General features: G+C 70.7%; 11 protein-coding genes and 1 riboswitch. Of the genes, 6 read left to right on the top strand and 5 right to left on the bottom strand.

Features of this window, described 5'->3' with window-relative positions; translation table 11 throughout:
* Positions 1-3 precede the first annotated feature (3 nt).
* The 4 genes from ACZ6QQ_RS36065 to ACZ6QQ_RS36050 all read right to left on the bottom strand — a co-directional run bounded on the left by ACZ6QQ_RS36065 (position 4) and on the right by ACZ6QQ_RS36050 (position 6,601).
* Entirely contained in the window at positions 4-2,325 is a 2,322-nt protein-coding gene (locus tag ACZ6QQ_RS36065; RefSeq protein WP_465882515.1) for a ribonucleoside-diphosphate reductase subunit alpha, read from the bottom strand.
* Between the two features lie 203 nt (positions 2,326-2,528).
* Positions 2,529-2,764, bottom strand: a riboswitch (cobalamin riboswitch).
* Between the two features lie 104 nt (positions 2,765-2,868).
* A complete protein-coding gene (locus ACZ6QQ_RS36060) occupies positions 2,869-4,620 on the bottom strand; it encodes an L-lactate permease (protein WP_465882473.1) in 1,752 nt (583 codons plus the stop codon).
* A 122-nt stretch (positions 4,621-4,742) separates the two neighbouring features.
* A complete protein-coding gene (locus ACZ6QQ_RS36055) occupies positions 4,743-5,876 on the bottom strand; it encodes a sensor histidine kinase (protein WP_465882472.1) in 1,134 nt (377 codons plus the stop codon).
* Positions 5,877-5,941: 65 nt separating this feature from the next.
* A complete protein-coding gene (locus tag ACZ6QQ_RS36050; protein ID WP_465882471.1) occupies positions 5,942-6,601 on the bottom strand; it encodes a response regulator transcription factor in 660 nt (219 codons plus the stop codon).
* A 169-nt stretch (positions 6,602-6,770) separates the two neighbouring features.
* On the opposite strand from ACZ6QQ_RS36050, the gene ACZ6QQ_RS36045 reads away from it, so the two are divergent.
* Genes ACZ6QQ_RS36045 through ACZ6QQ_RS36030 form a run of 4 tightly spaced genes read left to right on the top strand, consistent with a single transcriptional unit; the run spans position 6,771 to position 10,310 of the window.
* Complete coding sequence (locus ACZ6QQ_RS36045; RefSeq protein WP_465882469.1) at positions 6,771-7,295, top strand: hypothetical protein; 525 nt, start codon at positions 6,771-6,773, stop codon at positions 7,293-7,295.
* Positions 7,292-8,413, top strand: a complete 1,122-nt coding sequence (locus ACZ6QQ_RS36040; RefSeq protein WP_465882468.1) for a peptidoglycan-binding protein — start codon at positions 7,292-7,294, stop codon at positions 8,411-8,413. Before ACZ6QQ_RS36045 ends, ACZ6QQ_RS36040 begins: the two co-directional genes overlap by 4 nt.
* Positions 8,414-8,418: 5 nt before the next feature.
* Entirely contained in the window at positions 8,419-9,102 is a 684-nt protein-coding gene (locus ACZ6QQ_RS36035; protein ID WP_465882514.1) for an ABC transporter ATP-binding protein, read from the top strand.
* Positions 9,099-10,310: an ABC transporter permease gene (locus tag ACZ6QQ_RS36030; RefSeq protein ID WP_465882466.1), complete on the top strand. Its 1,212-nt coding sequence runs from the start codon at positions 9,099-9,101 to the stop codon at positions 10,308-10,310. The genes ACZ6QQ_RS36035 and ACZ6QQ_RS36030 overlap by 4 nt, the downstream gene beginning before the upstream one ends.
* A 142-nt stretch (positions 10,311-10,452) precedes the next feature.
* On the opposite strand, the gene ACZ6QQ_RS36025 is transcribed toward ACZ6QQ_RS36030, so the two are convergent.
* A complete protein-coding gene (locus ACZ6QQ_RS36025) occupies positions 10,453-10,896 on the bottom strand; it encodes a hypothetical protein (RefSeq protein ID WP_465882465.1) in 444 nt (147 codons plus the stop codon).
* A 933-nt stretch (positions 10,897-11,829) separates the two neighbouring features.
* On the opposite strand from ACZ6QQ_RS36025, the gene ACZ6QQ_RS36020 reads away from it, so the two are divergent.
* A complete protein-coding gene (locus tag ACZ6QQ_RS36020) occupies positions 11,830-12,414 on the top strand; it encodes a MerR family transcriptional regulator (protein ID WP_465882464.1) in 585 nt (194 codons plus the stop codon).
* Positions 12,415-12,557: 143 nt separating this feature from the next.
* Positions 12,558-13,640, top strand: a complete 1,083-nt coding sequence (locus ACZ6QQ_RS36015) for a glycoside hydrolase family 19 protein (protein ID WP_465882463.1) — start codon at positions 12,558-12,560, stop codon at positions 13,638-13,640.
* Positions 13,641-13,734 lie beyond the last annotated feature (94 nt).

The raw sequence follows: 13,734 nt of genomic DNA, 5'->3' as shown, positions 1-13,734 counted from the left end.
GGGTTACTGGCACGCGTCGCACGACTCGGGGTTCTCCAGGGAGCAGGCGAGTGCCTCGTCGTCGGCGACCGGCACCGGCCGGTTGGTCGCGACGGTGGCCTGCTGGATCCGGGTGGCGGGGCGGGAGCGCAGGTAGTAGGTGGTCTTCAGCCCCGACTTCCAGGCGTACAGGTACATCGAGGAGAGCTTGCCGATGTTCGGTGCGCTCATGAACAGGTTCAGCGACTGGCTCTGGTCGACGTAGGGGGAGCGGGCGGCGGCGAGGTCGATCAGGGAGCGCTGCGGCAGTTCCCACGCGGTCCGGAACAGCTCCCGTACGTCGGCCGGCAGCGCCGCGATGCCCTGGACCGAGCCCTCGGCGCGGCGGATCTCGGTCCGGACCTGCTCGGTCCACCGGCCCAGGGCCTTGAGCTCCCGGACCAGAGCGGTGTTGATCTGGAGGAACTCGCCGGAGAGGGTCTCCCGCTTGAACAGGTTCGACACCTGCGGCTCGATGCACTCGTAGCAGCCGGCGATGGAGGCGATGGTGGCCGTCGGGGCGATCGCGACCAGCAGCGAGTTGCGCAGCCCGTACGCCGCGACCCGGTCCCGTACGGCGGCCCAGCGCTCGGTCTGGGTCGGGGTCACGCCCCACAGGTCGGGTTGGAGTTGCCCCCGGGCGGCCCGCGTCTGCTCGTACGCCGGGTGCGGGCCGAACCGTTGCGCGAGCCCGGCGGAGGTTTCCAGGGCGGTCAGGTAGATCTCCTCGGAGATCCTGGTCGACAACTCCCGCGCCCGGGGCGAGTCGAACGGCAGCCGGAGCGCGAAGAAGACGTCCTGTAGCCCCATCAGCCCGAGCCCGACCGGGCGCCAGCGTGGGTTGCTCGCCGCCGCCTCGGCGCTCGGGTAGTAGTTGATGTCGATCACCCGGTCGAGGAAGACCACGGCGGTGCGAACCGTCTCGCGCAACCGGTCCCAGTCGACGTCGTCACCGGCCAGGTGCGCGGCCAGGTTGACCGAACCGAGGTTGCAGACCGCCGTCTCGCCGTCGCCGGAGACCTCGACGATCTCGGTGCAGAGGTTCGACAGGTGCACCACGTTGCCCGGTTCAGCGGTCTGGTTGCACAGCCGGTTCGACGGGTCCTTGAACGTCATCCACCCGTTGCCGGTCTGGGCCAGGGTGCGCATCATCCGCCCGTACAGGTCGCGTGCCCTGACCTGGCGGACGAACCGGCCGGCGGCCTCGGCGGACCGGTACGCGGCGTCGAACTCGTCCCCCCACAGGTCGGGCAGTTCGGGCACCTCGGCCGGGTCGAACAGCGACCAGACCTCGTCGGCCTCGACCCGCCGCATGAACTCGTCCGGGATCCAGTTCGCCAGGTTCAGGTTGTGCGTACGCCGGGCGTCCTCACCGGTGTTGTCCCGCAGTTCGAGGAACTCCTCGATGTCCGGGTGCCACGGTTCCAGGTAGACGCACGCCGCCCCCTTGCGCCGGCCGCCCTGGTTGACCGCCGCCACGCTCGCGTCCAGGGTCCGCAGCCACGGCACGATCCCGTTCGACAGGCCGTTCGTGCCCCGGATCAGCGCGCCCCGGGACCGGACCCGCGACCAGGCGATGCCGATCCCACCGGCGAACTTCGACAGCTTCGCCACCTGGGCGTACCGGTCGTAGATCGAGTCGAGTTCGTCGCGGGGCGAGTCGACCAGGAAACAGGACGACATCTGGGTGTGCGCGGTGCCGGAGTTGAACAGCGTCGGGGAACTCGGCAGGTAGGCAAGCGTTGACATCAGCCGGTAGAACCCGATCGCCTCGCCGGGGGTCTGCGACAGGCCGCAGGCGACCCGGAGCAGCCAGTACTGCGGTGTCTCCAGCACCAGCCGGTCGGTCGGGTGGCGCAGCAGGTAACGGTCGTGCACCGTACGCAGCCCGAAGTACTCGAACCGCAGGTCGGCGGTGGGGTCGATGGCGTCGTCGAGCTTGCGGGCGTTGACCGCGACGAACCGCGCCGTCTCGTCACCGATCAGCCCGAGTTCGTGGCCGAGCCGGATCGCCTGGCTGAACGAGGCGATGCCCCGTTCGCGTACCTCCTTGTCGACGTAGCCGGCGAGCAGCCGGGCGGCGAGCCGGGAGTACTGGGGCTCCTCGCCGATCATCTCGGCGGCGGTCTGGATCGACAACCGGTCCAGTTCGGCGGTGGTCGCCCCGTCGTAGAGACCGCTGATCGTCCGGGTCGCCACCCGCGTCGGGTCGATGTCGTCCAGGTCGTCCGCCCAGCGCTGCACCGCCCGGACGATCTTGTTCACGTCGACCGGCTCCAGTGCGCCGTCGCGCTCGCGCACCCGCATCGGGGTACGCCGCTGCCCCGCGCTCGGTGAACCGCCGTCCGTCGTCGTACCATCCGCCACCACCTGTGTGACCGTCACCTGTCGCTCCTCGTACTCGTCGCCGACGAGGTCCGGAAGTGCGCGCAGGCAGGCGGAGACGCACCCGAGGGTGCGTCGCAGCCGTCAGCCGTCCCGCGCGGCCTCGGACCGCCGCGCACCGTTGGCCGGGCGCGGCACGACTGGCAGGTCTTCGGACTCGTGGGCGCGGCCACGGAACCCGTGACCCCCTACCGGCCGTCGCTTCCCGGGGGCGTGCCCGGCGTCGGCCGGGCGTCTCCCAGTGCTGTGTGACGGCTGTCGTTCCCACTCACCGCTGCGGGGCAGTCCCGGATTCGCACCGGGTTCCCTCTTGCCTCGGCCGGGTTGGATGCCCGGCCGAACCAGTTGCGTCACGGACTATATATGGGGGGAGCGTGGTTGCTGAACACCAGATGTCGTGTTGGTGTGTCGCCGAGGACACGTGGCGGCGGAGCACTCCCGGCGGTTGGCCCACCGCCACCGCCGTCAGGGCACCATCCAGGACAGGACCGGGGTCGCCTGGAGACCGACCAGCAGCGCCATCGCGGCGATCAGCAGGAGGCTCCAGCCGAAGGTCCGGCGGAACAGGTCGCCCTCCCGGCCGTGCAGCCCGACCGCGCTCGCGGCGATGGTGAGGTTCTGTAGGGAGATCATCTTGCCGACCACGCCACCGGAGGCGTTGGCGGCGGCCACCAGCACCGGGTCGAGGCCGGTCTGCTGCGCCGCGCTCACCTGGAGAGCGCCGAACAGCGAGTTGGAGGACGTGTCGGATCCGGTGAGCGCGACACCGAGCCAGCCGAGTACGGGGGAGAGGAGGGCGAAGAACCCGCCCGCCGCGGCCAGCCAGGTTCCCAGCGTGGTCGTCTGCCCGCTGGCGTTCATGACGAAGGCCAGCGCCAGCAGCCCGCAGACAGTGAGGATCGCCCAGCGCAGGTCGACCAGGGTGTCCCGGTAGGCCCGCACCGCCGTACGCGGCGCGACGCGCAGCAGCGCCATGGTGATCAGACCGGCCAGCACCAGCAGGGTTCCGGTCGAGGACAACCAGTTGAGGCGGAAGAGCGGAATCGTCGACGGCGCCCCGGAGCCGGTCTCCAGGTGCAGACCCGGCCAGTGGAAGGTCACGGTCACCAGGTTCAGCAGCCCGGAGACCGCGGGTACCTGGGAGAGCGCGAAGATCACGACGATCGTGACGTACGGCGAGTAGGCGCGCCAGACGTCGGCCGGCGAATCGGCCCCGTCCACGCCGGGGCGTGCGGCGAGCACGGCCGTCGACGCCGACGGGCGGGCGTCGGCCCCCGGCCGTAATCCGCCGGCACCGACCGGGGTGTCCGGCGACGTCCGCGAACCGACCGGGGTGTCCGGCGACGGCCGCGAGCCACCGTCCGGTTCCCGCTCGGTGCGGTCGGGGTGTTCGGCGGGTTCGCGTCGCGGCGGCCAGCGGCGTACCGCGACCGCCACGGCCACCGCGCTGACCAGGGCGGCGACGATGTCGGCCAGGGCCATCGACAGGTAGTTCGAGGTCAGGAACTGCGCCAGGCCGAAGGTGAGCCCGCAGGTCACCGCGAGGTGCCAGGTCTCGCGCAGCCCGCGGCGTCCGTCGACCAGCCAGATCAGGAGCAGCGGTACGAACACCGCGATCACCGGCACCTGGCGGCCCGCCATCGCCCCCAACTCCGTGGCCGGCAGGTCGGTGACCCGGGCGAGGGTGGTGATCGGCAGCCCCAGCGGCCCGAACGCGGCCGGTACGGTGTTGGCGACCAACGCGACGATCGCCGCGATCATCGGCCGGAAGCCGAGCGCGAGCAGCATCACGGTGGTGATGGCGACCGGGGTTCCCTGACCGGCCAGGCCCTCCAGCAGGGAGCCGAAGCAGAACGCGATGATCAGCGCCTGGACCCGCCGGTCGTCGCTCACCCGGGCGAAGGAGCGCCGCAGCACGTCGAAGGAGCCGACCGCCACCGTCATCTGGTAGATCCAGATGGCCGTGACGAACGTCCAGGCCAGCGGGAAGATGGCGAAGGCCGCCCCCTGGCCGGCGACCAGCACCGCCTGACCGGCGGGCATCGCGTACGCCAGGCAGGCCACCGTGAGCGCGACGACGAGCGCGCCCCACGCGGCGATCCAGGCCCTGACCCGGACCACTCCGAGCAGGACGAAGAGGGTCAGGATCGGCAGACCCGCCACGGCCGCGCTCCACGCCACCGAGTGGGCCACCGGATCAAGAATCGGACGGTACATCTGCCCCGCCTTCGAGCCGCTGCCCATCCCGGCCGGATGAGACACAGTAGGACGGTGCACCACCCCGGCGCCGAATACTTCTTCAAAAATGCTCATCGGCCGCCGGGGTGGCGGGTCGGTTCCTACCTGTCCCGGTCGGGTGCGGATCCGGTGGCCCGGCGGGGGCCGTCGTCCGGTCGGGCGGCGGGCGCCGACGCGGACCGGGGGAGCTGGACCACGACGTCGAGGCCACCGCCGTCGCGGGCGTCGGCGTGGACCGAGCCCCGGTGCGCCCAGGCGATCGAGGCGACGATCGACAGCCCGAGACCGACCCCGTGCCCGGAGCCGTCCCGACCGCGCCGCAGCTGCCGGAACGGTTCGAACAGCTCCGAGGTGGAGGTGACCGGTACCGAGGGGCCGGTGTTGCCGACCCGCAGTGCCGTCCCGCCGCCGACCCGCAGCCAGACCTGGCCGCCCGGGTGGTTGTACTTGATGGCGTTGTCGACCAGGTTGGTCACCAGCCGTTCCAGCAGCACCCGTTCCCCGTCGACCAGCTGCGGCGCCAACTCGCTGTGGATGCGCAGCCCGGCGCGGGCGGCCGGGCCGCGTTGCGCGTTGATCACCGAGGCCGCCACCTGGTCGAGCCGGACCGGCTCGCGGGCGTCCAGCCCACGGTCGCTGCGGGCGAGCACGAGCAGCCCCTCGATCATGGACTCGATGCGTACGTTCATCGCGAGCAGCCGCCCGCACAGGTCGCGTACGGACGGGTCGGTGCCGTCGCGCCCCATGGCGACCTCGACCAGCGTGCGTTGCGCGGCCAGCGGCGTACGCAGTTCGTGCGAGGCGTTCGCCACGAACCGGCGCTGACTGTCGAACGAGGCCGAGAGCCGGTCCAGCATCTTGTCGAAGGTGTCGGCGAGGTCGGTCAGCTCGTCGCGGGGGCCCTGCATCCGGATCCGTTGGTCGAGGTTGTCGGCGCCGAGCCGCCGCGCGGTCTCCGCGATCGCGCGTACCGGCCGGAGCATCCGACTGGCCACGATCCAGCCCACCAGCAGCGCCAGCAGGAGGGTGATGGCCAGCGTGACGCTCGACTGGGCGAGCAGCGTGTTCAGTACGTCGATCCGGTAGTCGGCGACGGTTTCGGCCTCGATCGGGCGGACGATCGAGGTGGGTCCGGTGTGGCCGGCGGCGGTGCCCTCGGCCACGGCCGGCGGGAGGGCGGCGCGGACCAGCAGGTAGTTGATCGCGAGCAGGACGGTCGCGCTGAGCAGGAACATCCCGCCGCAGAGCAGGGCCAGGTGTCCCTTGAAGGTGAGCCGGCGCGAGAGCAGCAGCGGCAGGGTCAGGCGCCCAGCCGGTAACCGACTCCGGCCAGGGTCTCGATCACCGACGGGCTGCCGAGTTTCTTGCGTAGCGTCATCATCGTCACCCGGACCGCGTTGGTGAATGGATCGATGTGCTCGTCCCATGCCTTCTCCAATAGTTCCTCGGCGCTGACCGCGGCTCCCTCGGCCCGCATCAGGACTTCCAGTACGGCGAACTCCTTCCGGGAGAGTGCGATGAACCGGCCGTCCCGGAACACCTGGTGCCGGGGTACGTCGAGTTCGATACCGGCCCGGCGCAACACCGGGGGAAGTGCGGGGCGGGCACGCCGGCCCAGGGCCTGGACCCGGGCAATGAGTTCGGCGAGGGCGAATGGCTTGGTCAGGTAGTCGTCCGCGCCGATATTGAGTCCGTACACCCGGTCGTCCAGCTCGACCGAGGCGGTCAGCATGATCACCCTGGCCTCGCCGCCGGAGGCGACGATCGCCTGGCAGACGTCGTCCCCGTGGACGACGGGCAGGTCGCGGTCGAGGACGACCACGTCGTACCGGTTGATGCTGATCAATTCCAGGGCGGCCGCGCCGTCCCCGCAGGTGTCGACCGCCATCGCCTGTTGGCGCAGCCCTTCGGCGGTCGCCTCGGCGAGTACGTCCTCGTCCTCCACGATCAGTACGCGCATCCGACTCCTATCTCCGCTTGCGGCCCCCATTGTGCATGAAACAGTCGTAAGTAGGAGATAAGCAGTAGCGCTTACGCCACCAATATCAGTCGGCGCGTAAACCTGTCGGTGACAATCGACATCCTCCTGACTGGGAGAAATCATGCGACGACAATGGATGGTGCCCGCCATGTTGACGGCGGTCCTGGTAGCCGGCGGTTGCACCGGTGGGGAACCCGCTCGCGAGGTGGCCTCGCTATCCGGCTCGGCAACGCCAACATTAGCCCCGGCCGCCGATCGGGACGAGTTCAACCTGTGCATGAAGGACAACGGAATCGATCTCGAAGCGGAAGCGGAATCACATGCCCTGAACGGCAACTCGGGTTCGCAGTCCGACGAGGTCGACGAGACCGAGGCGCCGGACCAGCAGCAGCGGCGAGCGGCCGCGTTGCAGCAGTGCCGTCGGCACCTGCCCGACGGGGGCAACCCGCAGCCGCTTAGCCCCGAGGCGCTGGAGCAGGAGCGGATTCTCGCGAAGTGCATGCGCACCGCCGGTCTGGACTACCCCGACCCCGACCCGCACAGCGGCGGCGGCAACGCGGCGCGGGCGATCCCGTCGGGCGTCAACATCAACGATCCGACCGTCCTGGCCAAGCTGCGCGAGTGTCAGCGCGAGGCCGGGTACGGCCGGAGCACGTCGGGTACCGGGTCGTGAGCGGAACACCGGCCGCGGACCCCGCCGAACCGCCCGACCCGGCCGGGCCGTCGTACCCCACCGGGCCGGCGCGGGTCCGCCGACGGCGGCAGCGCTGGCTGCTCGGCGGTGTCGTCACCGTGGTCGTCCTCGGTACCGGGGGCGTGGTCGCGTTCAGCCGGCTGCCCCGGGTGCCGGTCGACCCGGTACGCGCCGACACGCCCCGGGCGACCGCCACCGTCGCCATGACGGACCTGGTCGAACGCATCGCGGCGAGCGGTACCGTCGGCTACGGCGCACCCCACCCGGTGGCCGGCCGCAAGGCCGGCACCCTCACCTGGCTGCCCCGGCCGGGCACGGTGGTCGACCGGGGCGGTCGCCTCTACGCGGTGGACGCCACCCCGGTCGTGATGATCATCGGTGACACCCCGATGTACCGGACCCTCGCCCCCGGTGTCACCGCCGGACCGGACGTGCTCGTCCTGAAGCGGAACCTGCACGCTCTCGGCTACGAGGTGGGCAAGCTGGACAGCACGTTCCGGGCCAGCACCACCCGTGCGATCAAGCGCTGGCAGCGGGCGCTGAAGCTGCCGGAGACCGGCCGGATCGACGCCGGCGACGTCGTGGTCCTGCCGGCCGCCGTACGGGTCGACGAGGTCACCGCGCAGCTCGGCGGCTCCGCCCAGGGGCCGGTGCTCACCGTCACCGGGATCGGGCGGCTGGTCACGGTCGAGCTGGACGAGTCCCAGCGCGGGTTCGCCCGCCCCGGCGCGAAGGCCGCCGTCGACCTGCCCGGCGGGCGGTCCGCCACGGTCACCGTCGACTCGGTCGGCAGCGCCAACGGCGACGACGGCAAGCAGCCGAAGTTGGAGGTGACGGCCAGCTTCGACGACGCGGCGGTGGCGGCCGGCACGGACGCCGGTCCGGTGACCGTACGGTTCACCGGTGCCCGTCGCGACGACGTGCTCGCCGTACCGGTCCAGGCCCTGCTCGCGCTCCGCGAGGGCGGCTACGGGATCGAGGCGGCCGACGGTGACCAGCGCTACGTCGCGGTGGAACTCGGTCTGTTCGCCGACGGTCTGGTCGAGGTCTCCGGTGCCGGGCTGACCGAGGGCATGCGGGTGGTGAGTGCCGGATGACACCGGTGATCGAACTCGTGGACGTCTCGAAGACGTACCCGGGCGGTGTCCGCGCGTTGCGGCGCGCGAACCTGAGCGTGCACCCGGGCGAGATGCTCGCCGTCGTCGGTCCGTCCGGCTCCGGGAAGTCGACCATGCTGCACCTGATGGGCACCCTCGACCGGGCGACCACCGGCACGGTACGGATCAACGGCCACGAGACCGACCGGCTGGGCGACCGCCGGCTGTCGGCGGTACGGGCGTCCTGGATCGGGTTCGTGTTCCAGGCGTTCCACCTGACCGACGGGATGACCGCGCGGGAGAACCTGATGGCGGCACAGGTGTACCGGGGGGTGCCGGCCCGGCGACGACGGGCGCGGGCGGACGAGGCGCTGGACCGGGTCGGGCTGTCGCACCGGGCCGACCACCTGCCGACCGAACTCTCCGGTGGGGAACGCCAGCGGGTCGCCATCGCGCGGGCGGTGGTGAACCGTCCCAGCATCGTGCTGGCCGACGAGCCGACCGGGAACCTGGACTCCGCGGTCGGCGGCGAGGTGCTCGGGCTGCTGCGGGAACTCAACGCCGAGGGGACCACGATCGTGGTGATCACGCACGACATGGCGATCGCCGGGCGGCTGCCCCGTCGGGTGGAGATGCTCGACGGCGAGATCCGCGCCGACCGGGTGGTGCACGGTGAGGAGTCCGGATGAGCGTCGAGCTTCCACCGGGCACCCGGCTGCCCCTGGCCGACCTGCTCCGGCTCGGCACGGTGGGGATCCGGGCCCGTCCGGCCCGGACCGTGCTCGCGGCGCTGGGCATCGCCATCGGCATCGCCGCCCTGATCGCGGTGATCGGCATCCCGGCGTCCAACCAGGCCGCGGTACGGGCCGGGCTGGCGGCGCTCGGGCCGAACCTGCTCACCGTCACGCCCGGACAGAACCTGGTCACCAGGGCGCCGGCCACCCTGCCGGCCGAGTCGGTCCCGATGATCCGGCACATCGGCCCGGTGCGCGGTGTCAGCGCGGTCGGCTACACCTCGGCCACCGTACGGCGATCCGACCGGATACCGGAGCGGGAGACCAACGGGTTGGCGGTCGCCGCCGCCCGGCTGGACCTGCTGTCGGTGTTGGAGACGTCGATGCGCGCCGGTGTCTTCCTGGACGCCGCGACCGAGGCGTACCCGGTTGTCGTGCTCGGTGCCCGGGCCGGTGAACTGCTCGGCATCGAGCCCCGCGCCGGCCAACCCGCGCCACCGGTCTGGATCGGCAACCGCTGGTTCACCACGATCGGGGTGCTCACGTCCCTGCCGCTGGCCCCCGAGATCGACAACTCGGTACTCGTCGGCTGGCCGGCGGCGCAACGGTATCTCGGCTTCGACGGCCTGCCGGAGAAGATCTTCGTACGGACGGACGACGCGGCGGTCGACGACGTGCGGGCAGTGCTGGGCCGTACCGCCAATCCGCAGCGTCCCGACGAGGTGCTCGTCTCCCGGCCGTCCGACGCGCTGGCCGCGCAGCGGCTGGTCGAACGGGCGTACTCCTCGCTGTTTCTCGGACTCGGCGCGGTCGCGTTGCTGGTCGGTGGGATCGGGGTGGCCAACACGATGATCATTTCGGTGCTGGAACGCCGTCGGGAGATCGGCCTGCGCCGGGCCCTCGGAGCCAGTCGCCGGCACGTCGCCGGGCAGTTCCTGGCGGAGTCGGTGCTGCTCACCGGGATCGGTGGCGGGCTTGGCCTGCTGATCGGCACGGCGGTGACGGCCGCGTACGCGGTGCGCGAGGGCTGGCCCGCCGTGCTGCCGCCGCAGGCGCTGCTCGGTGGCATCGGGATCGCGGTCGTCACCGGCGTGCTCGCCGGGGTCTACCCGGCGGTGCGGGCCGCCTGGCTGGCCCCGACCGAGGCGCTGGCCACGAGCTGAACACCGGGGCGGTACGCCGTCCGGCCCGCCCCGCCTGGTTCTGCCGGGGCGGGCCGTCCCGCCGGTACGCGCACAGGCGCGGCTCCCCGACGATCCGGAGAGCCGCACCCTGCTGTCGACGGTTACCGAACCGCCGGCTCGTTCAGTCGGAGGCGAGGAACCGGAACTGGGTCGCCGTGTAGCTGCCGCAGTTCACCCACAGGTACCAGCTGCCGACTCCGACCCAGCCGACGTCCACCCAGCCCCAGCCCGCGCAGAAGACGCCGAAGTTGACGTATCCCGAGGTGACGGTGACGTACGCCTCGACGAAGTTCGGCGGGGTGTAGTAGACGGTGTAGCTGAAGGCCCAGTTCGGCTTGACGACCGCGTCGGTGCCGAGCACCTTGGCGCCGGCCGGGGCGACGGACGGCGCGAGGACGCCGGCCTGGCTGCCGGTGGCCGGGGCGACCTTCTGCGTGCTCTCCGCCGCCTGCGCGGGGCTGGCGACGGCCGTGGCGGCGAAGATCATCGCTACGGCCAGCGTCCCCTGCAGCAGGAGAGTGCGGAGTCCTCTGGTCTTTTGTCCGGAACTTGCGGAAACGTTCATCCTTGGACCTCCCTGGAGTCCTGGATTACGTGGACACCGATAAGGATCGACAGTTCGTGTGGTCGGTCACATAAACGGAAGCGTTTCCTTCCAGATGACATTGATATTGCTGAATATTCGTCCTTTTTCGGGCTCCTCTGATCATCTTCCCGGGGATACGACGATCGGTCAGTGGCGCTTTTGTCAATCCGATTACTGTCGGATCGGCGTCGTGCTGTCGACGTTCGCCGTCGTACGACAAGCTGATTCACGAGCTGGGCCGGGAAGTCCGACCTGTTGGCGTCACCGCTGATCCGGGTGGGCTCCCAATCTGGTCGGCGGGCGGGGCGGCAAGAACGGTCAACTCGGTACAAATTGGTGTCGACCCGTTTCGGCTGCACGCGGATCGTCGGGAACGGACACCGTGGTTGCCGTCATGAATGTGCCGACCAGCCGCCATTAAAGTGTGAACACCATGGTAAAACTCGCTAACTGCCTGCTGTGCCCAAAAGCGACGCGGGGTCGGCCGGACCCGTGGTCGTGGGCGCGGGATGCCTGGTCGGGGCCGGGTTGGCGCAGGGCCTGGGTGGTCCGTGCCGTCGGGCGTGCCCGGGCGGGGTCCAGCGGGTCCGCGCCGACAGCCAAAGCATTGATGAACACCTTATGTTCTGCTTATCGCGACACTGCCACAATCGTGATTCAGGGAGGATGGATAAATGTCATCGAAATGCCTCACCCCAACTGCTCCGGTCGGATGCGGTCGGCGGGTGGGATCAGGTGACCTCCCATGCGTCGAAGTACGGCAGAGGCGTTCGCCCTCTCGGAGGGTCCTTCCGCTTTTCTCCCCCGGCCCGGCCGGCGAGGAGGTCGTGCGACTGTGACAACTGTCGGCGGTGTTTCCGTTCGGGGCTCCGGAATCACCGCCACGACGATCGAAGGTAGTGGCCAGAGTTGATGACTATTGATCGTTTCGCGGCCGAGGTCCGTCTCACTCCACGCACCATCCGCTCGTACCACACCAGGGGGCTGTTGCAGCCACCGGCGCGGATCGGCCGCACCCCGTACTACGACCGGTCGCACCTGGTGCGGATGCGCAGCGTGGCCCAGTTGCAGAGTCAGGGACTTCCGCTGGAGGCCATCCGGGCCCTGCTCGACCCCGACCTGGTACTCGGACAGTTCATCCTGCCGGCGACGACGATCGGCAGCGTGCTGCGGACCAATCCGGACCTGATGCACGCGCTCACCAACAGCGGTGTACTGATCCGGCGGCCGGACGGTGCGTTCGTGGTGCTCGGCGTCCGGGCGGTGCTCGCGGCCAGGGCGGCGAGCCGGCCCGACACGCCGCTCACCGACGCGTTGCGGGTCCTCGCCGACGCGGTGACGGCGGTGCAGCCGCTCGCCGAGGGGGCGCTGTCGCGGGTCCGGGCCGAACTGCTGCGCCGGGTTCCCGGTGGCACCGAGCAACGGCAGGAGCTGCTGGAGCTGACCGTGGAGGCGCTGCGCATCGGACTGCGCCTCCAGGAGCAGCCGACAGGCTGAGCCACGCCCTCGGGCCGAGTCGCGCGGTCGGGTGCGGGCCCGTCGGCCATAATAGTAAAGATTGTATACAGATGATGTTACAGTCACTTCCGTCGATACATGCTCGGGTCGTCGGCCCGTCGTGTCCGGGAAGGAGTGAGTACATGTCGAGACTGCGTGCCCTGGTCATGCTCGCGGTGGTAGCCGCCGCCGGCGCACTGGTGGTGGTCATCCCGTCGACTGCGGCGTCGGCCGCGGCCTGCGCGGCACCGTGGCAGTCCTCGGCCGTCTACACGGGAGGCGCCCAGGTCTCCCACGGCGGCCGCAACTACCAGGCGAAATGGTGGACCCAGTACGAGGCGCCGCCGGGCACCACCGGCGTCTGGCAGGACCTCGGCGCCTGCGGAGGCGGCGGCACGCCACCGCCCGGAGGAAGCTGCAACCACCCGAACTGGACCGCCGGCACCTGGTACGCCGCCGGGGCCATCGTGCGCTACACCAACGGCCAGTACTACATTGCCGAGCACGAGAACCCGGGCTACGACCCCGTCATCAGCACCTGGTACTGGGAGCCCTACACCTGCGGTGGACAACCGCCCACCAGCGGCCCGCCCCCGACCAACCCCGGCGGCTTCGTGGTCAGCGAGGCGCAGTTCAACCAGATGTTCCCGAGCCGCAACTCGTTCTACACGTACTCCGGACTCGTCGCCGCCCTCAGCGCCTACCCGGCGTTCGTAGGCACCGGCAGCGCCACCGTCCAGCGGCAGGAGGCGGCGGCCTTCCTGGCGAACGCGTACCACGAGACCGGCGGGCTGGTCCACATCGTGGAGCAGAACACCGACAACTACCCGCACTACTGCGACTGGGGCCAGTCCTACGGCTGCCCCGCCGGGCAGGCCGCCTACTACGGGCGCGGACCGATCCAGCTGAGCTGGAACTTCAACTACAACGCCGCCGGGAACGCCCTGGGGCTGCCGCTGCTGACCAACCCCTGGCTGGTGCAGAACGACGCGTCGGTGGCCTGGAAGACCGCCATCTGGTACTGGATGACCCAGAACGGGCCGGGCACCATGACCGCCCACAACGCGATGGTCAACGGCGCCGGATTCGGCGAGACCATCCGCAGCATCAACGGCTCGATCGAGTGCAACGGCGGGAACCCCGCCCAGGTGCAGAGCCGCGTCACCAGGTACCAGCAGTTCGTCGGCGTCCTCGGCGTACCCGCCGGGAACAACCTGTACTGCTGATCGGCGGGGGGGGGGGGGGGGGGGGGGGGGGGGGGGGGGGGGGGGGGGGGGGGGGGGGGGGGGGGGGGGGGGGGGGGGGGGGGGGGGGGGGGGA

Source organism: Micromonospora sp. NPDC049529, assembly GCF_055586685.1.
Note: the sequence above shows the minus strand (reverse complement) of the source record. Positions and strands in the feature narration are given on the sequence as shown.